The sequence below is a fragment of the Burkholderia orbicola genome, assembly GCF_900100915.1.
Classification (GTDB): Bacteria; Pseudomonadota; Gammaproteobacteria; order Burkholderiales; family Burkholderiaceae; genus Burkholderia; species Burkholderia orbicola.
In genome coordinates this window covers 1918162-1939268 of record NZ_FNKW01000001.1, presented here as the reverse complement: position 1 = coordinate 1939268, position 21107 = coordinate 1918162, and the positions used below count along the sequence as shown (strand labels likewise).

The window sequence follows — 21107 nt, the reverse complement described above, 5'->3', positions numbered from 1 at the left end:
TCAGGCCATCCGTTTCAGTTTGGGATCCAACGCGTCGCGCAGCCCGTCGCCGAGCAGGTTGATCGCGAGCACCGAAATCAGGATCGACAGGCCGGGCATCGTCACGATCCACCACGCGTTGTCGATGTAGTCGCGTGCGGAGGCCAGCATCGCGCCCCACTCGGCGGTCGGCGGTTGCACGCCGAGGCCGAGGAAGCCGAGTGCGGCCGCGTCCAGGATCGCCGACGAGAAGCCGAGCGTCGCCTGCACGATCAGCGGCGCCGTGCAGTTCGGCAGCACCTGCGAGAACATCAGGCGCAGCGTGCCGGCGCCGGCCACGCGCGACGCGGTCACGTATTCCTTCTGCAGCTCGCCGAGCGCCGACGCACGCGTGAGGCGCACGTAGGCCGGCAGCGCGACGATCGCGATCGCGAACATCGTGTTGGTGAGGCCCGGGCCGATGATCGCGACGACCGCGACCGCGAGCAGCAGCGACGGCAGCGCGAGCAGCACGTCCATGATGCGCATCACCGGCGTGTCCGCCCACTTCTGGAAGAACGCGGCGACGAGCCCGAGCACGATGCCGGGGATCAGCGCGAGCACGACCGACACGAAGCCGATCCAGAACGACATCCGCGCGCCGAACATCAGCCGCGAAAGGATGTCGCGGCCCGCTTCGTCGGTGCCGAGGATGAATTGCCAGTTGCCGCCGGCGAGCCACGCGGGCGGAATCTTCACGTAGTCGCGGTATTGCTCGACCGGGCTGTGCGGCGCGATCAGCGGCGCGAGCAACGCGACTGCGATCAGCACGATCACGACGATGCCCGCGCCGACGGCGCCGCGGTTGCGCGAGAAGTTGGCCCAGAACTCGCGCAGCGCGAGCGCACGGCCGCCGGCCGGCGCGGATTCGGTCGGCAGGGTATTTTGCAGATTGCTCATGGGATTACCTCGTGTGGCGGATGCGCGGATTCAGCACGCCGTACAGCAGGTCGACGACCAGGTTCACGACGATCACGAGCGTCGCGATCAGCAGGATGCCGCCCTGGACGACCGGATAGTCGCGGCGGCCGATCGCATCGATCAGCCACTTGCCGACACCGGGCCACGAAAAGAGCGTCTCGGTCAGCACCGCGCCAGCAAGCAGCGTGCCGATCTGCAGGCCGATCACCGTGACGACCGGGATCAGCGCATTGCGCAGCGCATGCACGACGACCACGCGCACGGGCGACAGCCCTTTCGCGCGGGCGGTGCGGATGTAGTCCTCGCGCAGCACTTCGAGCATCGACGAGCGCGTCATCCGCGCGATCACCGCGAGCGGGATCGTGCCGAGCACGATCGCGGGCAGGATCAGGTGGCTCACCGCCGACTTGAACGAACCTTCGTCCGGCGCGAGCAGCGCGTCGATCAGCATGAAGCCGGTCGGGTGCGGGAAATCGTATTCGACCGCGATGCGCCCCGACACGGGCGTCCAGCCGAGGTAAGACGAGAACACCATGATGAGGATCAGCCCCCACCAGAAGATCGGCATCGAGTAGCCGGTGAGCGCGGTGCCCATCACGCCGTGGTCGATCACCGAGCCGCGCCGCAGCGCGGCGATCACCCCGGCCGGCAGGCCGACCGCGAGCGCGAACACGAGCGCGCACAGCGACAGTTCGACGGTCGCCGGGAAGCGCGCGAAGAATTCGCCCGCGACGCTCGTGTTGGTGATGATCGACATGCCGAGGTCGCCATGCAGCGCCCGGCCGATGTAGTGCAGATACTGCAGCGGCAGCGGCTCGTCGAGCCCGAGGCGTTTCATCGCCTCCGCGTGCATCGCGGGATCGACGCCGCGCTCGCCCATCATCACTTCGATGGGGTCGCCCGGTATCAGGTGAATCAGCGCAAACGCCAGGATGGTGATGCCGATGAAAGTCGGGATCACCATCCCCACGCGGCGCAACACGAATCTGAGCATGATGCGTCTCGTATTTTCTTGTGGGAAATGTGCGACCGGCGACGAGGGGCTTTTGACCCCTCGTCGCCGGATGATTTCAAGCCGGTTTTCTCAATGACGACAGCTTACGCCAGCCGGGTTACTTCACGCTGACACCGTCGAAACGCGCATAGCCGAGCGGCTCGATACGCATGTCGACCACGTTCTTGCGCACCGGCTGGTAGACCGTCGAGTTCGCGATCGGCGAGAACGGCAGCTGTTGCGCGAAGATCTGCTGCGCCTGCGTGTAGAGCTTCGTGCGCGCGTCCTGGCCCGTCGTCGTGCGGCCCTTCTGCACCAGCTCGTCGAACGGCTTGTAGCACCAGTGCGAGAAGTTGTTGCCCTTGATCGCCTCGCAGCCGAGCAGCGTGCCGAGCCAGTTGTCCGGATCGCCGTTGTCGCCCGTCCAGCCGATCAGCATCGTGTCCTGCTCGCCCGAGTGCGCGCGCTTGATGTACTCGCCCCACTCGTACGTGACGATCTTCGCCTTCACGCCGATCTTCGCCCAGTCGGCCTGGATCATCTCGGCCATCAGGCGGGCGTTCGGGTTGTACGCGCGCTGCACCGGCATCGCCCACAGCGTGATCTCGAACCCGTTCGGGAAGCCGGCCTTCGCGAGCAGCGCCTTCGCCTTCGCGGTGTCGTAGGCCGCCATCTTCAGGTTCTTGTCGTACGACCATTGGGTCGGCGGCATCGGTGCGGTCGCGGCCTGGCCGGCGCCCTGGTAGACCGACTCGAGGATCGCCTTCTTGTTGATCGCCATGTCGAGCGCCTGACGCACTTCGAGCTTGTCGACCGGCTTGTGCTCGACGTTGTACGCGAGGTAGCCGAGGTTGAAGCCGGCCTGCGACGGCATGTCGACGTTCGAATCGGCCTTCAGCGTCGCGATGTCGGCCGGACGCGGATAGCTCATCACCTGGCATTCGTTGCGCTTGATCTTCTGCACGCGCACGCCCGGGTCCGGCGTGATCGAGAAGATCAGCTTCGACAGCTTCACCGCACCCTTCTTCCAGTAATCAGGATTGCCATCGAAGCGGATCGTCGCGTCCTTCGTGTAGCTGCGGAAGATGAACGGGCCCGTGCCGACCGGCTTCTGGTTGATGTCGGCGGCCTTGCCGGCCTTCATCAGCTGGTCGCCGTATTCGGCCGACAGGATCGACGCGAATTCCATCGCCATGTTCTGGATGAACGGCGCGTTCGGCTCGGCCAGCGTGAATTTCACGGTGTACGGATCGACCTTCTCGATCTTCGTGATCAGCTTGTCGAGGCCCATGTCGGTGAAGTACGGGAACGACACCGGGTACGCCTTGCGGAACGCATTGTTCGGGTCGAGCATGCGCTCGAACGAGAACACGACGTCGTCTGCGTTGAATTCACGCGTCGGCTTGAAGAAGTCGGTCGTGTGGAACTTCACGCCGTGGCGCAGGTGGAACGTGTACACCTTGCCGTCGGACGACACGTCCCACTTCTCGGCGAGGCCGGGCTCGACCTTCGTGCCGCCGCGCTCGAATTCGACGAGGCGGTTGTAGACGGTGAACGTGGCGGCGGTGAAATCGACGCCGGTCGTAAATTGCGCGGAATCGAAACCCGCCGGGCTGCCTTCTGAGCAGTAGACGAGCGTTTTGTTCGGGATCTGTGCGAATGCAGAGCCCGCGACGCCGAGCGATGCCGCTGCCACGCCTGCCATGGCGGTAACACGCAGGGTGTGCAACAGACGGTTGTATTCCATGTTTCCTCCAGGTCTCCAGATCGGAACCGGCCCCGCCAGGGTCCGGCGTACGCGGATATTACTTGAGCTAGCGATCCTGCAACAAGCTGGAGAAAAAACTCTTCTATATGCCCGCCGGGTTTTTGCCGATTTTTAGTGTGGGTAAAAAATGCAACAACGCGCGCGAGCGACCATTCCGTTCATTTCGCGGCATGTTTCGTTCGACGACTAAACAATTCGGGCGCGAACACGAAGGGGCGACGCACCGTTTGCCCGCGTTGCGCAGCACATCATTGCGTTTCGCGAAACGATCGATTCGATGACCGTCTTCACATCGTCATGTCGTCACGCTGGCGCATCGAGGTCGGCGTTGCGCGCGGGCACGAACGCGACCGCCACGATCGACAGCGCGATCCCCGCCATCACGTAGTAGGTCGGCGCGAGCGGCGTGCCGGTCACCTTGATCAGCCACGTGACGATGAACTGGCCGAAGCCGCCGAACAGCATCACCGCGACGTTGTACGCGATCGACAGCCCGGTTGAGCGCACGTTGGCCGGGAACAGCTCGGCGATCATCGCGCCGAACGGCCCGTAGTAGCCTGCCAGCGTCACCGACAGCACGGCCTGTACCGCGATCAGCCGCCCGATGCTCGGTGCGGCGTCGAGCCACGCGAACAGCGGATACATCAGTGCGAGCGTCAGCACCAGCGACCACAGCGACAGCCCCTTGCGCCCGATGCGGTCCGACCACGCGCCCGCGACCGGCGACAGCACCATCAGCAGCAGGTTGCCGACGATCACCGCGTAGAACGATTCCGCATACGGCAGCTTCAGTTGCTTCACTGCGAAGGTCGGCAGATAACTGATCAGCACGTAGATCGTCACGGTGAGCGCGATCACCGAGCCGAGCCCGCACAGCACCTCGCGCGGGTGGCGCGTGAACACTTCGCCGAGCGTCGCGCGGCGCGCGCTCTGCTGCGCATGCAGGAACGCTTCGGAATCGGCGAGATGGCGGCGGATGTAGAAGCCGATCGGGCCGATCACGAGCCCGAGGATGAACGGCACGCGCCAGCCCCAGCTGCGCAGCGCGTCGTGCGACAGCCCGCGCGTGACGGCCGCGCCGACGAGCGCGCCGATCAGCAGCGCGGCCGCCTGGCTCGCCATCTGCCAGCTGCCGTAGAAACCGCGTTTCGAGAACGGCGCCGCTTCGATCAGCAGCGCGGTCGAGCTGCCGAATTCGCCGCCCGCGGAGAAGCCCTGCAGCAGGCGGCCGAGCACGATCAGGATCGGCCCGCCGATGCCGATCGCCGCATAGGGCGGCGCGATCGCGAGCAGGAAGATGCCGGCCGTCATCAGCAGGATCACGAGCGACAGCGCGGCTTTGCGGCCCGCGCGGTCCGCGTACAGCCCGAACACGATGCCGCCGATCGGGCGCATGAAGAACGCGACGCCGAACGTCGCGGTGGTGAGCAGCAGCGACGAGTATTCGCTGGAGGTGGGGAAGAACAGCTCGGCGATCACGACCGTCATGAAGCCGAATACCGTGAAGTCGTACCACTCGAGCGCATTGCCGATCACGGCGGCCACCACCGCACGCCGGTTCAGCGCACGCTCGGGCCGGGTCGTTTTCGTTGAACTCGCAATCGTCGCCATGCGTGCCTCGTCCTCGTGAATTCGCCGTGTCGGGCGGTGCGGCGCGCGGGGTGCCGCGGCGCGCTGGTGTGCAGCGAGTGTAGAAAGCGACGGAACCGTTTTCAAGCAATAAAAAACGCCCGCCATCGAACGACGGCGAGCGTGTTGCGGTTTTCGCCACATTGCGGCATCGCACGATGCCGCACGGGCCTCAACCCATCTTCGAGAAAGCGCTGCACCAGCCCTTCGCCGACACCTGCTTGCCGGGGAACGCGCCGCACGGGCCCGAAGCCGAGCCCTTCTTGCCCTGGTACAGCATGCAGGCCGCGCAATCCTGGCCCGCCGCATATTTCGGGTACTTCGTCTTGTCGACCTTCGTGGCATCGGCCTTGTAGCCGAGCGCCACCGCGGTCGGGTCCGTTTCCGGCAGCATCGGCGCATCGGCCAGCGCTTCGCGCGACAGCGCCAGCGCGGACACCGCACCAATGCTCGTGATCAGGAAACTCCGACGGGATGTTTTCATGGGGGACTCGCTCCAACGTTATCGGTTTGAAAGCCGTTCTAGGGTCTGTCTACCGATGGAACGCACATGCGAAGGTCCGAAATCGCTCGCAGGGCAAGGAGGGAGGAGCGCCGTTTGGCCGAGCCAAACAAGCGACGACCGACGCCGCCATGCGGGCGATTTCGGGCCTTCCCGTGAACACGCTACAAATTAGGGGTTGCCCCGAGAAGGGCCGCTCGCCACGTTGCGCACCTTGCGAATACGTCAGTATTCGCGGCGGCGCGCGCCTCGCGAGCGGCCCTTCTCGGGGCAACGCATGTGCGTTCCATCGGTAGACAGACCCTGGACAGCCGTTCGACAGAATAACTCCCGAGCGAATAAATGTGCGCGCCGAAATGCCGGAGATAAGGGATTTCACACGGGTTTCGCGCGGCCGGCCCGCACGGCGGCGGGCCGTGCGTCAGGCGCGCGACACCATGTCGCCTACCCGCTGCGCGAGCGCGAGCGACGCGGTGAGCCCCGGCGACTCGATGCCGAACAGGTTCACGAGCCCGCGCACGCCATGCTGCGCGGCGCCCTGCACGATGAAGTCGGCCGGCGGCTCGCCGGGCCCCGCGAGCTTCGGCCGGATGCCCGCGTACGCCGGCTGCAGCGCATCGTCGGGCAAGCCCGGCCAGAACGCGCGGATCGACGTGTAGAACGCCCCCGCGCGCGCCGGATCGACTTCGTAGCGCAGCGAATCGCACCACTCGACGTCCGGGCCGAAGCGCGCCTGCCCGCCGAGATCGAACGTCAGGTGCACGCCGAGCCCCGCGCGCTCGGGCATCGGGTAGATCAGGTGCGAGAACGGCGCACGCCCCGACAGGCTGAAATAATTGCCGCGCGCGAGATAAAGCGGCGGCACCCAGCGCGGATCGAGGCCGCGCGTGCGGCGCGCAAGCGCCTGCGCGCCGAGCCCCGCGCTGTTGATCACGCACGCGGCGTCGATCTCGGTCGGCGCGGCGCCGCCGGTGCGCACGATGAAGCGCCCGCCGCCCAGCACGTCGATCGATTCGACCGGAGATTGCAGCGCGCACACGGCGCCGTCGCGTTCCGCATCGCCGAGCAGCGCGAGCATCAGCTGGTGGCTGTCGACGATGCCGGTCGACGGCGAGAACAGCGCCTCCACGCATTCGAGCGCGGGCTCGAGCGTCTGCGCCTCGGCGCGCGTGAGCGGCAACAGGTCGAGCACGCCGTTCTCGGCCGCGCGCGCGGCGATCGCCTTCAACTGCTTCAGCTGCGCGGCGCTCGTCGCGACCAGCAGCTTGCCCGTGCGCCGGTGCGGCACGTGGTGCGTGTCGCAGAATTCGTACAGCAGGTCGCGCCCGTGCACGCACGACGTCGCCTTCAACGACCCGCGCGGATAGTAGAGTCCCGCGTGAATCACCTCGCTGTTGCGCGAACTCGTGCCCGTGCCGATCGCGTCGGCCGCTTCGAGCACGATCGTTTCACGCCCGCGCGCGGCCAGTTCGCGCGCAATCGCCAAACCGACGACACCCGCGCCGATCACGACACAATCCGTCTGCTCCATGGCTTTTCGCGCTGCTCGCGCGTCGATGGGGGAGAGAAGAATTGTACGTCCCGGTTCGCCCGCTTGCCGAACGCGTGCGCATCGCGTCGCGGCGATACGGCCGGTGGTGCGGACAACGAGGCGGCCGCAAGCGCGACGAACGCCACGCGCGCACGCCGCGGCCGTGCGCGCGTGGCCGCGTCAGAAGCCGATCGGGCGGCGCTTCGCCGCGCCTTCGTCGGCGCGGATGTCGGCCGGCCCGATCGCGTCGCGGCCGTCGAGCCGCGCGGCGCCGAACGCGTGCAGCAGCGCGCGGCGCATCGTACGCGGCGGCGTCGCGGCCAGCACGTCGAGCGCATCGTCGCCGAGCGTCTCGGGGAAGCGCCGCCCCCACGCATGCGACGTGCGGATCTCGTCGTAGATCGTCTGCGCGATGCGGCGCGCGCCGGCCGCATCGGGCGCCGCGATCTCGTACACGTTCATCCGGTTGAGCAGCGGCTCCGGAATCGCTTGCGCGTCGTTCGCGGTCGCGATCCAGATCACGTTGCCCGCGTCGATCGGCACTTCCGCGAATTCGTCGACGAACGCGCGCGCGGTGTCGTGCTCGAGCAACGCATACAGCGCGCCGAGCGGATCGTATTGCGCATCGCTGCCGGCCTTGTCGATCTCGTCGACCGCGATCACCGGGTTCGCGTAGCTGCCGTTCACGAGCGCGTCGAACACCTTGCCGGGCTTCGCGTTCTTCCACTGCGACGACGCGCCGGACAGAATCCAGCCGGCCGTCAGCGAGCTCATCGGCACGTAGTGGTACGCGGTGCCGAGCAGTTGCGCGAGGGCCTTCGCGAAATGCGTCTTGCCGATCCCGGGCGGCCCGAGCAGCAGGATCGGCATCAGTTCGAGCCGGTCCTCCGTTTCGAGACACAGCGCGATCTGCTTGCGCACGTCGGCGAGCGGCTCGCCGAAATTCGGCAATGCTTCGCCGAGCGCGTCGAACGACGGCATCCGGGTCGGCTTCACGCAGAAGCGCAGATTCCCCGTCTTGAGCATCTTCTCGTAGGTCGAGCGCAGCGCATCGCTTGCGCTCTCGTTCAGGTCGCCCAGCGCCGTCTCGACCTGCTCGAGGTCGTACACCGTGCTGAAGGACGCTACCGCCAGTTCCTGCTTCACCATCGCCGTCGTCATACCCACCTCGCTCCACTTGCCGTCACACACTCATCAGACCCTTACGATTTCAGTGTAGCGATCCCGTATCGCCGTGCAAGCAAGCAGCCGGGCGGGTCTGCTGCTAACAGCGCGCGCACGCTGCACGGCCGCGCGCCGCGGCGTATGATCGACAGTTCACGATGCTCGCGCGGGGCTTCCCGATCGCGCCCGCGCGCCGCGCACACGCTGCTGTCCCGCACTTCGCCTGACGCCTCCCGAAGGGTTGCCGATGTCCGTCCCCGCTGCTTCCCCGCGCGTCGACTCCGACGCGGTCCGTTCCGTCGATGCCGTCGACGCCGCGCTCAAGTCACGCCATTCAGTCCGGGCGTTCCTGCCGACGCCCGTGCCGCGCGCCACGATCGAGGCGATCCTCGAAGCCGCGAGCCGCGCGCCGTCGGGCACCAACATCCAGCCGTGGCGCGTGTACGTCGCGACGGGCGCCACGCGCGACGCGCTCGCCGCCGCGCTCACCGCGGCCTACGACGATCCCGCGCGCGACGAGAAATACGTCGCCGAATACGACTACTACCCGCGCGAATGGGTGTCGCCGTATGTCGACCGGCGCCGCAAGGTCGGCTGGGACCTGTACGGCCTGTTGAACATCGGCCGCGACGAGAAGGCGCGCATGCATGCGCAGCACGCGCGCAATTTCCGTTTCTTCGATGCGCCGGTCGCGTTGTTCTTCACGCTCGACCGCGTGATGACGTTAGGGGCCTGGCTCGACTGCGGGATGTTCCTGCAGGGCGTGATGACGGCCGCGCGCGCCCGCGGCCTCGACACCTGCCCGCAAGCCGCGTTCGTGCCGTTTCACCGGATCGTCGCCGAACACCTCGACATTCCCGCCAACGAGCAGCTCGTCTGCGGCATGTCGCTCGGCCATGCGGACCCCGACGCGATCGAAAACCGCCTCGTCACCGAGCGCGCGAGCGTCGCCGAGTTCACGCGCTTTTTCGCTTGAAAACGCATGACGCGGCCTTACCTGTCGAGCAGGACCGCATCGTGCTGCGAACCTGTCGCGGCACGTCCTGTCACATCACGACCGAAATCGATCGGGCGTAAGATGTGCGTCCGTTCCCCGCTATCCCGCGTTTCCGGAGACGTTTCATGCTGAAACACGGCCTGGCCGTCCTGCTTGCGAGCGTCGTGCTCGCCGCCCATGCGCAGAGCCCCGCGCCGGCCGTCGTCGCATGGGAAATCCAGGTGGTGCGCGACGGTCAGACGATCGACACGTTCCAGCAAAACACCACCGTGGGCCAGTCCCGCACCGATACCCATCGCTATCCGTCATCCGTGCCGGTGGGCTGCGGCAATGCCGCGCGCGTCGTGCCGACCGAGCGCTCGCGCTCGGTGACGGTCGCCCCGCTCGCCGTCGACGCCAACGCGAACACCGTGTCGCTGGGGCTCGACGTGCAGGAAACGCTCGACGACGAAAACGCGACGCGCAGCGATCCGTGCGTGCCCGCGTCGCCGCGGCAGATCGTCGCGAGCCACCCCGGCCTGGCGGTCGGCGGCGACGCCTGGACCGACTGGACGCTCGTCGAGCAGCATCCGCATCTCGTGTACCGCGTGCGCGCGCACGTCGCGAAGGACTGAGCGTCATGTCCGCCGACGCCCTCTCCGTGCCGTTCGCCGAGCCGCACGCCGCGCCCGACGAAATCACCGCGGTCAGCTGGAACCTGCACAAGGGCCGCTCGCCGCTCGGCTTCACCGCGTGGAACGCGATGCGCGACTGGATGCAGTCGACCCACGCGGACGTGTATTTCCTGCAGGAAGCGATGGCGCGCCGCATGCCGCGCCCGATGCTCGCCCCGGGCTTCGGCGCGCCGATGGACGATACGGTCGACGACGTGTGGCATTGCCAGGCCACCGAGATCGCGCAGGCGCTCGACTGGCAGATCGCGCTCGGGCCGAACGTGTTCAAGCCGTCGTGGCGGCACGGCAACGCGATCCTGTCGCCGCATCCGCTCGACCTCGGCGGCCGCTGGGACATCTCCGCGCACCGCTTCGAGCGGCGCGGGCTGCTGGTCGCGCGTGCGACGCTCGCGGGCGCACGCCCGGTCACGCTGCTGTGCGCGCACCTCGCGCTCACGCGCGCCGCTCGCCTGCGCCAGATGCACTGGATCGCGCACTGGATCGTCCGCAATGCGGGCGACGGCCCGCTGATGCTGGCCGGCGACTTCAACGACTGGCGCAACGACTCGGTCGCGCTGTTCGGCGAGATCGGGCTGTCCGAGGTCGCGACGCTGCTCGGCGAGTCGGGCCGCACGTTCCCCGCGTTCTCGCCGGCGCTCGCGCTCGACAAGATGTTCGTGCGCGGGCTGACGCCGCTCGAGTGGCGCGCGCCGTCCGGCGAAGCCGCGTGGCTGTCGGACCACCTGCCGTACATCGCGCGCCTGCGCCTCGATCCGCAGTAACGCCGCCGGCCGGCGCCGCCTCCGGTCACGCCGCCGCTGAAACGCGTCGGCGCCGGCGCGACAACGCGCGGCCAATCACCGAAAGCTCGCTGAAAGAATGCGTTGCGCCAAATCCGCGCAGCCGCCCGGGTCAAGCCCGCATCTGCCCCAAGCAGGGTAAAATAACGAGTTACTCAAACGTCTGTCATCGAGAGGGCGCGTGTCCGACGCGCCGGCCGGCCGATCCGCGATCGGGCCGTCGCACTCGGTTTTTTGCCCGTTTTTGGGCCCGTTACACGCGTCCGCTACGCGCGTCCGTTTTCAAAGCCATGAGCAAATACGACACCGCCACCGTCCAATCCGTCCATCACTGGACCGACACGCTTTTCAGCTTCACCTGCACCCGCGAGGCGAGCCTGCGCTTCAACAACGGCGAATTCACGATGGTCGGCCTCGAAGTCGACGGCAAGCCGCTCGCGCGCGCCTATTCGATCGTCAGCCCGAACTACGAAGAGCATCTCGAATTCTTCAGCATCAAGGTGCAGGACGGCCCGCTGACGTCGCGCCTGCAGCACCTGAAGGTGGGCGACACGGTGCTGATCGGCAAGAAGCCGACGGGCACGCTGATCGCCGACAACCTGCTGCCGGGCAAGACGCTGTGGATGCTGTCGACGGGCACGGGCCTCGCGCCGTTCATGTCGATCATCCGCGATCCGGACATCTACGACCGCTTCGACAAGGTGATCCTGACTCACACGTGCCGCCTGAAGGGCGAGCTCGCGTACATGGACTACATCAAGCACGACCTGCCGGGCCACGAGTACCTGGGCGACATCATCAAGGAAAAGCTCGTCTACTACCCGACGGTCACGCGCGAAGCGTTCGACAACGAAGGCCGGATCACCGACCTGATCGCGACGGGCAAGCTGTTCACGGATCTCGGCGTGCCGGCGTTCTCGCCGGAAAACGACCGCGTGATGCTGTGCGGCAGCACCGCGATGCTGAAGGACACGACCGAACTGCTGAAGCAGGCCGGCCTCGTCGAAGGCAAGAACAGCGCGCCGGGCCACTACGTGATCGAGCGCGCGTTCGTGGACTGATCCGCCCCCGAATTTGTGCCGCATCAAGAACCGGAGCAAAAGCTCCGGTTTTTTTTCGTCCGGACTTGGCGAATTCGTAACAAACTGGGACCATTCCATCTCAAATAGTTACATTTGGATACGTCGTCGCCCGGCGCTCGGGTGTCAGTGTTTTTCCTACAACACCTTCATTCCGATTATTCACATTTACCCTTAAATGTCCGTCCGACATGACCTTTTCGGAAATTTTGAGATATTATTCGGCCCGCGTGGTTGCCGTTCGGATGACAGTGGAAGGGTCGGATGAAAGTGTTACAAGACGTAACTTTTGTTACCTCGGCATGGAGCGATTCTCTGGCGGCGACCGTCATCGAAACGGCAGCCGGTCCACGCAGCCAGCCGGTGTCTGAACCGCTTTCTGACAGCAGGGAGAGTCATGGATACGTCGCTTAACGCGCCCTTGGGCGCCCACGCCCCGTTCCCGTCGCGGCAGCGCATGCCTGGCTGCGCTGCTACTCCGCCCATGGCCGACGCCGCGTCGAAACGCGACGCGTCCGCCGCGCGGATCGCGGCACTTTCCGCCCAGCTTCTCGCCGCCGACGAAGCGGCCCGCCGCCATCTGGCCGGCGAGCTGCACGACGGGCTCGGCGCCGAACTGACCGCTGCCCGATTCGCGCTCGCAAACGTTCAAACGTGGCTCCCGGCCGATGCGCCGGAAGGCTGCCTGCGCGCGCTGGCGCTGGCGCAGCAGGCGCTCGACGCCGCGACCGACGCGAATCGCCGGCTCATCGACGAGCGCGACACGCCGGCGCTCGACGCGGGCGTGGTCGGCGCGCTGTCGTCGTGGATCGACACGCATGCGGCCCGCACCGGCCTGCGCACGAGCTTCGTGTGCGCGGCCGACGCCCGCCTGACGCAGCTCGCCGGCGCCAGTGCGCTCGCGGTGTTCCGCGTCGCGCAGGAAGCGCTGTCGAACGTCGCGAAGCACGCCCGCGCGACGTCGGTCGACGTGCGGATCGTCACCGACGGCACGCACCTGTCGCTGAGCGTTACCGACGATGGGACCGGTTTCGCGCGCAATCGCCGCAGCGGCTACGGCCTCGCCGGCATGCGCGCGCGCTGCGAGGCGTTCGGCGGCAGCTTCGAGACGGCCACGCCGGCAACCGGCCGCGGCACGCGCGTCACCGCGCGCTTCGCGTGGGCTTCGCTGCTGGCGGCGCCCGTCGCGGCACGCCGCACGTCGCTTTCGTGAGGTCGCGATGAGCCTGAACATCCTGCTCGTGGACGATCACGCGATCGTCCGGCAAGGGATCCGCCAGTTGCTGATCGACCGCGGCGTCGCCCGCGACGTGACCGAGGCCGAGAACGGCGGCGATGCGATGGCCTCCGTCGACAAGCAGGAATTCGACGTGATCCTGCTCGACATCTCGCTGCCCGACACGAACGGCATCGAGGTGCTCAAGCGCCTCAAGCGCAAGCTGACGCGCACGCCGGTGCTGATGTTCTCGATGTATCGCGAGGATCAGTACGCGGTGCGCGCGCTGAAGGCCGGCGCGGCCGGCTACCTGTCGAAGACGGTCAACGCCGCGCAGATGATCGGCGCGATCCAGCAGGTCGCGGCCGGCCGCAAGTACGTGAGCCCCGCGATGGCCGAGGCGCTCGCCGAATACGTGTCGTTCGAGAACGAACCGCTGCCGCACGAGAAGCTGTCCGATCGCGAATACCAGACGCTCTGCATGCTCGCGTCGGGCAAGCGGCTCACCGATATCGCGAACACGCTGTCGCTGTCGGTGAAGACGGTGAGCGTGTACCGCTCGCGGCTGCTGGAGAAGATGCGGCTGTCGAACAACGCGGAACTGACGTTCTACGTGATGAGCAACCGGCTCGTCGACATGGCGCCCACGGCCGGCGCCTGATTCCGGCCCGATCGAACTCGTCCGATCCCGGGCGCGGCGGCCGCCGCGCCGCGCTGGACCGTGCCCCTTCGCGCCCGGTTTACTCCCGTTTCGCGCGCAAGCGCTTGTTTTAACGGCCGATTTCGCCGCACGTCGCTGCGCCACCGCGGGACTTGCACGCCAAATCAGCTAAAATTATCGGTTTTCACTCAGTCGGCGCGCCGTGCCTGCGCGTGCCGGCGATCCATCCGCAATGTCTCTCTTCCGCAAGAAAAACGTCGATCGCATGATCGCCGGCGCGCAAGCCGCCGGGCTCAAGAAAGCGCTCGGCGCGATCGACCTCACCTTCCTCGGTATCGGTGCGATCATCGGCACCGGCATCTTCGTGCTGACCGGCACCGGCGCCGTCCAGGCCGGCCCCGCGCTGATGCTGTCGTTCGTGATCGCCGCGATCGCGTGCGGCCTGGCCGCGCTGTCGTACGCGGAGTTCGCGTCGTCGATCCCCGTCGCCGGCTCGATCTACACGTATTCGTACGCGACGCTCGGCGAACTGGTCGCGTGGATCATCGGCTGGGACCTGATGCTCGAGTACGGCCTCGCATCGTCGGCCGTGTCGGTCGGCTGGTCGGGCTACCTGCAGTCGCTGCTGCAGGGCTTCGGGCTCACGCTGCCGACCGTGCTGACGGCCGCGCCCGGCGCCGTGCCGGGCGTCACCACGTGGTTCAACCTGCCCGCGTTCCTCGTGATGATCGTGATCACGACGCTGCTGTCGATCGGTATCCGCGAATCGACCCGCATCAACAACATCATGGTGTTCATCAAGGTATCGGTCGTGCTGCTGGTGATCGCGGTCGGCCTGTTCCACGTGACGCCCGCGAACTGGAAGCCGTTCATGCCGCACGGCTGGAACGGCGTGTTCGGCGCGGCCGCCGTGATGTTCTTCGCGTTCATCGGCTTCGATGCGGTGTCGTCGGCGGCCGAGGAAGTGAAGAATCCGAAGCGCGATCTGCCGATCGGCATCATCGCGTCGCTCGCGGTGTGCGCGGTGCTGTACGTGACGGTCGCCGCGGTCGCCACCGGCATCGTGCCGTCGGCCCAGTACGCGAACATCTCGCACCCGATCTCGTACGCGCTGCAGGTCGCCGGCGAGAAGTGGGTCGCGGGCTTCATCGATCTGGGCGCGGTGCTCGGCATGCTGACCGTGATCCTCGTGATGAGCTACGGCCAGACGCGCGTGATCTTCGCGATGTCGCGCGACGGGCTGCTGCCGGCCGCGCTGTCGCGCGTGCATCCGCGTTATGCGACGCCGTTCCTGACCACCTGGCTGGTCGGCCTGTTCTTCGGGCTGATCGCCGCGCTCGTGCCGCTCAACGTGCTCGCCGAACTGATCAACATCGGCACGCTCGCGGCGTTCTCGATGGTGTCGATCGCCGTGCTCGTGCTGCGTCGCACCCATCCCGAGCTGCCGCGCGCGTTCCGCTGCCCGGGCGTGCCCGTGGTGCCGATCCTCGCGGTCGCGGCATGCCTGTTCCTGATGCTGAACCTGCAGCCCGTCACGTGGGCCGCGTTCGGCATCTGGCTCGTGATCGGCCTCGTGATCTACTTCCTGTACTCGCGGCACCACTCGAAGCTCGCGCACGGCCACTCCGACACGCATTGAGCGCCGTCATGGCGCGCCTTTCGCGGCGTGCCATGACGAATCCCACGCGGAGCCGGCCCCGGCTCCGCACGCCCCCTCTCCCGCCCCCCCCGCCGCCGCGCGATCAGTGTCCGATCGTCGCGATCTCTTGCCTGATCGTCCAGATTCGCCTTCACCCGCTGCGCGCCGCCTGCACGCGCGCGCCGGGCGGTTCATAATCCCGCCATCGAACGACGGCGCCGCGCGGCGGGCCGTCCGGCAACAGGAAAAAACGATGGAAAGCGTCGATCTCGATGTACTGAAATCCAGCGCGCGCTGGCTCGAAGAAGGGCGCCGCGTGCTGCTCGTGACGGTCGTGAAGACGTGGGGCTCGTCGCCGCGCCCCGAAGGCGCGATGCTCGCGGTGCGCGAGGACGGCCTGGTGGTCGGCTCCGTGTCCGGCGGATGCATCGAGGACGACCTGATCGCCCGCGTGCATGCGAGCGGCATCGCGGCCGATGCACGCCCGGAAGCGCTCAAGTACGGCGTGACGGCCGAAGAGGCGCACCGCTTCGGGCTGCCGTGCGGCGGCACGATCCAGCTGGTGCTCGAACCGCTCACGCGCGACAGCGGGATCGCCGCGCTGTGCGCGGAAGTCGAGGCCGGCCGCCTCGTCACGCGTACGATGACGCTCGCGACCGGCCGCGCATCGCTGTCGCCCGCGCAGGCGACCGACGGGCTCGCGTTCGACGGCGAACGGCTCGTGACGATCCACGGGCCGCGCTACCGGATGCTCGTGATCGGCGCCGGCCAGTTGTCGCGCTATCTGTGCCAGATCGCGGTCGGGCTCGACTACCAGGTGACGGTATGCGATCCGCGCGAGGAATACACGGATGCGTGGGACGTGCCGGGCACGCGGGTCGTCCGCACGATGCCCGACGATACGGTGCTCGACATGAAGCTCGATGCGCGTTCGGCCGTGATCGCGCTCACGCACGACCCGAAGCTCGACGATCTCGCGCTGATGGAGGCGCTGAAGACGCCCGCGTTCTACGTGGGCGCGCTCGGCTCGCGGCGCAACAACGCCGCGCGGCGCGAGCGGCTGCGCGAATTCGATCTGAACGAAGTGGAACTGGCCCGGCTGCACGGGCCGGCCGGCATCTACATCGGCAGCCGGACGCCGCCGGAAATCGCGATCTCGATCCTCGCCGAGATCACCGCCGCGAAGAACAACGTGTCGCTGCCGACGATCCTGCAGGTCGAAGGCGCGAAGGCCGCGCGCGAAATCGCGGCGAACAGCGGCGCGGCCTGCGGGCTCTGACCTGCGGCGGCGGGCGGCCACGCTCGCCGGACGCCGCCCCGGCGCGGATCTCGATCAGGTCAGGCCGGCAGCGAGCGCCGCGGCAACCGAACCGACCACCAGCACGACGCCGACCGTGCGGCGCTTGTTCAGTTCGGTCCACAGCAGCACGCCCGTCAGCGACAGCAAGATCAGCGAACCCGCGATCGTATCCATCAGCAGCACCCAGCCGAGATTCATCCCGACGCCGCGATGCAGGTTGTTCAGCGTCGTCAGGAACGTGTTGCCCGTGCGCTTCACCGACACGTAGCCGTTGCCGACCCAGTACTCGGCCTGCAGGTTCTGATGTGGCCCGAACACGCCGAATTGCCAGTGCTCGGGCTGCATCACGCGTTTGTCGCCCCACGCGACGGCCTGCGCGGGCTCCTTGCGCATGCGGCCCGGCTTGCCGTCGAAATGCAGTTCCTGCTGCAGCCACTTCGTCATCGCGGCGGGCGTTTTCGGCACCGGGTCCGGCAGCGCGATCTGCAGCTCCTCGACCTGCGGCTCGCCGGTCGAAATCTTCAGCGGCGGCGCGCGGTGGTTCAGCAGCACGCCGGTCACGCCGAACAGCAGCCCGAGCACCGCGCCCCACAGCCCGACCCAGCCGTGCACCTTGCGCAGCCACTTGATGAAGGTCGCGCGGCGCGAGCGCTGGCGGCGCGCGGCCAGTTCGTCGTCGTTCAGCGGGCGGCCCGCCGGGTGCAGCACGGTGACGCCGGCGCGCGGCATGCCCGTCTTGGGCGGGTCGATCGTTTCGGGCGCGTTCACGCGAAAGTATCCATTCGTTCAAAACAACGGGCGGCGCGCAGGGAGTGCGCACCGCCCGGTCAGCATGAAAATGAGAATGGATATCATTACATAAATCGAAAGCCGGCTCAATCCGTATGCATCCGGAGCGGCAGGTTGGGCGTGCGCGCGAATCAGGGAGAAAGGCACGCGTTGCGAGGCGATGACGCTCGATGAGCGGCACATGCCGGCAAAGCGGTCACGCAAGCCCGGACAGCATTTCGTAAGCAGGCGCCCGACGGCAGGCCGTTCAGCGCAACGGCGGCAACGGAAAACGCGGCGCGGCGTCGTCCGGCGCGGGCTCGGTGCGGTCGAGCGCGTACAGCCACGCGAGCAGATCGGCGACCGCCTGATAAAGCTGCGGCGGAATCCGGTCGTCGAGATCGACCTGCATCAGCAGCGACACCATCTCCGGCGCCGTATGCACGTACAGCCCGGCATCGTGCGCACGCGCGACGATCATCTCGGCGAGCACGCCGTAGCCCTTCGCGACCACGCGCGGCGCCGCATCGCCACCTTTCGGGTCGTAGACGAGCGCGGCCGCGCGCTTGCGGGACGTCATGCTCATGGCAGCGCCTCGTCATCGTCGCCCGGCACCCGCGCCTCGGGGCCGCCCGCCGCGCCGCGCGCATACGCGGCCGCGGCGGCCTGGGCGGCGAACAGGTCGAAGCCGTCCGGCCCGTCGTCGACCGCGCGGATCGACAGCCCGCCCACCTTGAGTCCCGAGCCTTCGAGCCGCTGCCGCAGCGCGGCTTCGTGGCGCGTCAGACGGTCGGCGCCCGTCGGGTTCGCGCGCAGCCGCGCGACGAGCTGCGCGCCGTTCAGCACCAGCTCGGCATCGACCGTGCCGAGCGACGGCAGCGTCAGCGTCAGGCGCGTGCGCCACGCGATGCCGTCGCCCGCGTCGTCGCCACCGCCGCCGCGCGGCGCACGGTGACCCGGCTCGTCGGGTTCGATCGTCCAGTCGAGCCGCGCGCCGGGCCATGCCTCGCCGGTCCAGCGAAACTGGTCCGTCGCGAGCGCATCGAGCTGCTGCCGCACGAGCGGCACCGCGGCCGGGTGGACGGTCGCGAGCGGTTGCGGCTGCGGATCGGACGATGCGGCGGCCAGTTCGGCACGCGCGGGCGTCCAGCGCGTATCGGCGGGCGTAGCCAGCGGATCGGACGGATCGGGCGGCAACGACGCGCCCGGCCGGGCCGCCGCCGGGGCGGCCTGCGCAGGGTCGCGCGCAGGCGCGCCGCCCGGTGCGGGCGGTTGCGCGGTGCCCCGCGCGGCGGCCGGCAGCGACGGACGCTGCGCGAGCAGTTCGTCGAGCAAGTCGGTCGATTCGTGCGGGACGGCGTCCGGGTCGGCCGGCGCGAGCGCGGTCGCTAGGCGCGCCTGCGGCTCGCGCAGCAGCGCCGCGAGCGGACGCTGGCCGGCCAGCCACTGCGCGAGATGGGATTCGTAGAAGAGGCCGCTTTCGCTCACGGCCTGCGCCAGCGCCGCACGCAGCGCCGCGACGGGCGGGGCCACCGACGGCGCAGCCGCGGCCCGCGTCGCCGCGGCGGACGACGCTTGATCGGAAACCGGCGTGGCGGACCCAGCGGGACCGGACGCAGCCGGCGCGCGCGCCGGCACGGGCGTATCGGTGAGCAGCACGGCCGGATCGGCCAGCAGCGGCAGCCGACCGACGATCGCCGGCGTCGCATCGCCGCCCGAGCGCGAGATCGCGTCGAGCACGCGCCCGACCTCGGACAGCGCGGTCTGCGTGGAAGCAGGCGGCGCGGCGGGCGGGCTGCCGGCCGGCGGTGCGGACGACGCACCGGCGCCCGGTGTGCCGACCTGCGCGGTCGCGCCGCCGCCGGCGGGCGCCGACACGGTGCCGGTCAGCAGGCTGTCGAGGCGGCTCGCCAGCAGCGCGGCCGCAACGGAGTCGATACCGGTCATGATCGGAGCCTGCTCACCTTGGGGCATTCGCATGCGCGTTGCATATGCAAACAGACCCTACACATCGTTGCGAATCCGGGGCGCGGCACGCCGGTGCCGCCCGCGGGAACAGCGCGCGCCGCGTGCGGCGCCGGGCCCGGGCGCCGCGCGCCCGTCTCCCGGAACACGGCCCTACCCGCGCGCGCGGTAGAGGTCGGTCAATACCTGGGTCGAGCGCCGCGCCTCGAACAGCGCGGACAGCCGCGCGACGTCCGGGCTCGCGAGATCGCGGATCGCGGCGTCGTCGGCCAGGATGCGGCGGATCAGGTCGAGCTTGCGACCGAGATCCGATTCGTCGAGCGCGACGCCCGGATCGGCCTCCTTCAACCCGTCGACGAGCTGCATGAATTCGGCCTGCAACCCCGGCAACGCGCTCCAGTCGGCGCCGCGCGCGGCGCACAGCATCCGGCCCGACACGGCGGCGAGCGCCTCGTAACGCGCGAAGTATTCGGCCTTGAGATTCATCGTGATGCTTCCGCTACCTGTTGCGCGGCCATCCGCGCGACTTCCGGGGCGATGCCCGTCCATGCTTCCTCGAGCGTCGCGAGCAGGCCGTCGACCTCCACCAGCATCGCATCGCTCGCCTGCGCGTTCGCTTCCAGCAGGCGCCGGCCGATATACGCATACAGCGCATTGAGGCGCTCGGCGATCTCGCCGCCCGCGTCGCGGTTCAGCGACGCCTGCAGGCCGCTCTCGACGATCCGGATCGCCTTGCCGATCGCTTCGCCGCGCCCGGACACGTTGTCCTGCTGCAAATGCATGCGCGCCAGCGCGATCGCCTGCCGGGCGCCCTGGTACAGCATCGCGATCAGCCGGTGCGGGGAGGCGCCCATCACCCCGGTCTCGACGCCGACACGCGCGTACGCACTGGCTCCAGCGTGTCCTGGGGAAAACATGCGCTTCTCCTTGTTATGTGCCTTGGCTATGCGGGAGCCGCCGCCGTGCGTCGCACGGCGCGGCCTTCACCGGAGTTATCGGAAGGGATTTGGAAAGCTTTAGGTGAGCAGGGGCTGCCGCCGGGCGGCCGATGCCGGCGCGCCGGTCTCGTTCTGCAAGCCCGGGCTGTGCCCGGATACCCGTCGTCGAATGGCCGCCCCTTTACACCGACATCTGCATGATGTCGTTGTAAGCGCTCACCAACTTGTTGCGGACCTGGAGCCCGAACTGGAAACCGATATTGGCTTTCTGCATGTCGACCATCACGTCGTTCAGCGAGATGTTCGGCGCGCCGACCTCGAACGCCTTCGCCTCGCCGAGCGCGTGCTGCTGGTCGCCGCTGATCTTGTCGAGCGATGCCTTCATCGCGCTCGCGAACGTGCCGGCCGTCGCCGCGCCCGAGCCGGCCAGCGCCGCCGTCGGGCTCGCGACGCCGCCGGACGCCTGCGCGGCCATCGACTGCATCTGTTGCAACACCGAACCGATTCCGCTGACGTTCGCAGTCATGCTGTCCCCAGACATAGAGAAAAGACCCGGACGCACCG

Annotated in this window: 21 protein-coding genes; 8 read left to right on the top strand and 13 right to left on the bottom strand. The window is 68.1% G+C overall.

Going from position 1 to position 21107, the window contains the following annotated elements:
* The 7 genes from BLS50_RS09260 to BLS50_RS09230 all read right to left on the bottom strand — a co-directional run bounded on the left by BLS50_RS09260 (position 1) and on the right by BLS50_RS09230 (position 8524).
* Entirely contained in the window at positions 1–918 is a 918-nt protein-coding gene (locus BLS50_RS09260; RefSeq protein ID WP_006489141.1) for an ABC transporter permease subunit, read from the bottom strand.
* A gap of 4 nt (positions 919–922) precedes the next feature.
* Positions 923–1933, bottom strand: coding sequence for an ABC transporter permease subunit (locus BLS50_RS09255; RefSeq protein ID WP_006477541.1), 1011 nt, complete (start codon positions 1931–1933; stop codon positions 923–925).
* 118 nt (positions 1934–2051) lie between these two features.
* The gene (locus BLS50_RS09250; protein WP_006477540.1) at positions 2052–3680 is read right to left on the bottom strand and encodes an ABC transporter substrate-binding protein; all 1629 of its coding nucleotides are present in this window, start codon (positions 3678–3680) and stop codon (positions 2052–2054) included.
* Between the two features lie 324 nt (positions 3681–4004).
* Positions 4005–5312: an MFS transporter gene (locus tag BLS50_RS09245; protein ID WP_011546431.1), complete on the bottom strand. Its 1308-nt coding sequence runs from the start codon at positions 5310–5312 to the stop codon at positions 4005–4007.
* Between the two features lie 190 nt (positions 5313–5502).
* Positions 5503–5814, bottom strand: coding sequence for a high-potential iron-sulfur protein (locus BLS50_RS09240; protein ID WP_006477538.1), 312 nt, complete (start codon positions 5812–5814; stop codon positions 5503–5505).
* A 439-nt stretch (positions 5815–6253) separates the two neighbouring features.
* The gene (locus BLS50_RS09235; RefSeq protein ID WP_011546432.1) at positions 6254–7363 is read right to left on the bottom strand and encodes an NAD(P)/FAD-dependent oxidoreductase; all 1110 of its coding nucleotides are present in this window, start codon (positions 7361–7363) and stop codon (positions 6254–6256) included.
* 180 nt (positions 7364–7543) lie between these two features.
* On the bottom strand, positions 7544–8524 hold the full coding sequence (locus tag BLS50_RS09230; protein ID WP_006477536.1) for an AAA family ATPase: 981 nt from the start codon (positions 8522–8524) through the stop codon (positions 7544–7546).
* A 250-nt stretch (positions 8525–8774) separates the two neighbouring features.
* Here BLS50_RS09230 and BLS50_RS09225 point away from each other — a divergent pair, with 250 nt between their 5' ends.
* From BLS50_RS09225 to BLS50_RS09190, 8 genes are all read left to right on the top strand, one after another.
* Complete coding sequence (locus BLS50_RS09225; RefSeq protein ID WP_034174348.1) at positions 8775–9503, top strand: nitroreductase; 729 nt, start codon at positions 8775–8777, stop codon at positions 9501–9503.
* 146 nt (positions 9504–9649) lie between these two features.
* The gene (locus tag BLS50_RS09220; RefSeq protein WP_011546435.1) at positions 9650–10138 is read left to right on the top strand and encodes a hypothetical protein; all 489 of its coding nucleotides are present in this window, start codon (positions 9650–9652) and stop codon (positions 10136–10138) included.
* 5 nt (positions 10139–10143) lie between these two features.
* A complete protein-coding gene (locus BLS50_RS09215; protein WP_027807808.1) occupies positions 10144–10959 on the top strand; it encodes an endonuclease/exonuclease/phosphatase family protein in 816 nt (271 codons plus the stop codon).
* Between the two features lie 308 nt (positions 10960–11267).
* Positions 11268–12038: a ferredoxin--NADP reductase gene (locus tag BLS50_RS09210; RefSeq protein WP_006477532.1), complete on the top strand. Its 771-nt coding sequence runs from the start codon at positions 11268–11270 to the stop codon at positions 12036–12038.
* 415 nt (positions 12039–12453) lie between these two features.
* Positions 12454–13269: a quorum system sensor histidine kinase RqpS gene (gene rqpS, locus BLS50_RS09205; protein WP_011694433.1), complete on the top strand. Its 816-nt coding sequence runs from the start codon at positions 12454–12456 to the stop codon at positions 13267–13269.
* Positions 13270–13276: 7 nt separating this feature from the next.
* Positions 13277–13933, top strand: coding sequence for a response regulator transcription factor RqpR (gene rqpR / locus BLS50_RS09200; protein ID WP_074802041.1), 657 nt, complete (start codon positions 13277–13279; stop codon positions 13931–13933).
* A gap of 232 nt (positions 13934–14165) precedes the next feature.
* A complete protein-coding gene (locus BLS50_RS09195) occupies positions 14166–15572 on the top strand; it encodes an amino acid permease (protein WP_011546437.1) in 1407 nt (468 codons plus the stop codon).
* Between the two features lie 253 nt (positions 15573–15825).
* Positions 15826–16851 (top strand): XdhC family protein, encoded by a 1026-nt coding sequence (locus tag BLS50_RS09190; protein WP_012329405.1) that lies wholly within the window; start codon positions 15826–15828, stop codon positions 16849–16851.
* Positions 16852–16905: 54 nt separating this feature from the next.
* Here the strand turns inward: BLS50_RS09190 and BLS50_RS09185 are convergent, their stop codons facing one another.
* From BLS50_RS09185 to fliE, 6 genes are all read right to left on the bottom strand, one after another.
* Positions 16906–17640 (bottom strand): PepSY-associated TM helix domain-containing protein, encoded by a 735-nt coding sequence (locus tag BLS50_RS09185; RefSeq protein ID WP_006477527.1) that lies wholly within the window; start codon positions 17638–17640, stop codon positions 16906–16908.
* 268 nt (positions 17641–17908) lie between these two features.
* Complete coding sequence (locus BLS50_RS09180) at positions 17909–18226, bottom strand: EscU/YscU/HrcU family type III secretion system export apparatus switch protein (RefSeq protein WP_006477526.1); 318 nt, start codon at positions 18224–18226, stop codon at positions 17909–17911.
* The gene (gene fliK, locus BLS50_RS09175) at positions 18223–19587 is read right to left on the bottom strand and encodes a flagellar hook-length control protein FliK (protein ID WP_176934189.1); all 1365 of its coding nucleotides are present in this window, start codon (positions 19585–19587) and stop codon (positions 18223–18225) included. Before fliK ends, BLS50_RS09180 begins: the two co-directional genes overlap by 4 nt.
* 171 nt (positions 19588–19758) lie before the next feature.
* Positions 19759–20091 (bottom strand): flagellar protein FliT, encoded by a 333-nt coding sequence (locus tag BLS50_RS09170; protein WP_011546441.1) that lies wholly within the window; start codon positions 20089–20091, stop codon positions 19759–19761.
* Complete coding sequence (gene fliS / locus BLS50_RS09165) at positions 20088–20522, bottom strand: flagellar export chaperone FliS (RefSeq protein ID WP_006477524.1); 435 nt, start codon at positions 20520–20522, stop codon at positions 20088–20090. Before fliS ends, BLS50_RS09170 begins: the two co-directional genes overlap by 4 nt.
* A gap of 202 nt (positions 20523–20724) precedes the next feature.
* A complete protein-coding gene (fliE, locus tag BLS50_RS09160) occupies positions 20725–21069 on the bottom strand; it encodes a flagellar hook-basal body complex protein FliE (RefSeq protein ID WP_006486991.1) in 345 nt (114 codons plus the stop codon).
* Positions 21070–21107 lie beyond the last annotated feature (38 nt).

Bases quoted from the DNA above. Each gene is read 5' to 3' on its own strand.
- BLS50_RS09260 (WP_006489141.1), bottom strand. From the start codon at position 918: ATGAGCAATCTGCAAAATACCCTGCCGACCGAATCCGCGCCGGCCGGC.
- fliE (WP_006486991.1), bottom strand. From the start codon at position 21,069: ATGACTGCGAACGTCAGCGGAATCGGTTCGGTGTTGCAACAGATGCAG.
- fliS (WP_006477524.1), bottom strand. From the start codon at position 20,522: ATGTTTTCCCCAGGACACGCTGGAGCCAGTGCGTACGCGCGTGTCGGC.
- BLS50_RS09230 (WP_006477536.1), bottom strand. From the start codon at position 8,524: ATGACGACGGCGATGGTGAAGCAGGAACTGGCGGTAGCGTCCTTCAGC.
- BLS50_RS09225 (WP_034174348.1), top strand. From the start codon at position 8,775: ATGTCCGTCCCCGCTGCTTCCCCGCGCGTCGACTCCGACGCGGTCCGT.
- BLS50_RS09245 (WP_011546431.1), bottom strand. From the start codon at position 5,312: ATGGCGACGATTGCGAGTTCAACGAAAACGACCCGGCCCGAGCGTGCG.
- BLS50_RS09240 (WP_006477538.1), bottom strand. From the start codon at position 5,814: ATGAAAACATCCCGTCGGAGTTTCCTGATCACGAGCATTGGTGCGGTG.
- BLS50_RS09210 (WP_006477532.1), top strand. From the start codon at position 11,268: ATGAGCAAATACGACACCGCCACCGTCCAATCCGTCCATCACTGGACC.
- rqpR (WP_074802041.1), top strand. From the start codon at position 13,277: ATGAGCCTGAACATCCTGCTCGTGGACGATCACGCGATCGTCCGGCAA.
- fliK (WP_176934189.1), bottom strand. From the start codon at position 19,587: ATGACCGGTATCGACTCCGTTGCGGCCGCGCTGCTGGCGAGCCGCCTC.
- BLS50_RS09180 (WP_006477526.1), bottom strand. From the start codon at position 18,226: ATGAGCATGACGTCCCGCAAGCGCGCGGCCGCGCTCGTCTACGACCCG.
- BLS50_RS09170 (WP_011546441.1), bottom strand. From the start codon at position 20,091: ATGAATCTCAAGGCCGAATACTTCGCGCGTTACGAGGCGCTCGCCGCC.
- BLS50_RS09250 (WP_006477540.1), bottom strand. From the start codon at position 3,680: ATGGAATACAACCGTCTGTTGCACACCCTGCGTGTTACCGCCATGGCA.
- BLS50_RS09255 (WP_006477541.1), bottom strand. From the start codon at position 1,933: ATGCTCAGATTCGTGTTGCGCCGCGTGGGGATGGTGATCCCGACTTTC.
- BLS50_RS09220 (WP_011546435.1), top strand. From the start codon at position 9,650: ATGCTGAAACACGGCCTGGCCGTCCTGCTTGCGAGCGTCGTGCTCGCC.
- BLS50_RS09235 (WP_011546432.1), bottom strand. From the start codon at position 7,363: ATGGAGCAGACGGATTGTGTCGTGATCGGCGCGGGTGTCGTCGGTTTG.
- BLS50_RS09195 (WP_011546437.1), top strand. From the start codon at position 14,166: ATGTCTCTCTTCCGCAAGAAAAACGTCGATCGCATGATCGCCGGCGCG.
- BLS50_RS09215 (WP_027807808.1), top strand. From the start codon at position 10,144: ATGTCCGCCGACGCCCTCTCCGTGCCGTTCGCCGAGCCGCACGCCGCG.
- rqpS (WP_011694433.1), top strand. From the start codon at position 12,454: ATGGATACGTCGCTTAACGCGCCCTTGGGCGCCCACGCCCCGTTCCCG.
- BLS50_RS09190 (WP_012329405.1), top strand. From the start codon at position 15,826: ATGGAAAGCGTCGATCTCGATGTACTGAAATCCAGCGCGCGCTGGCTC.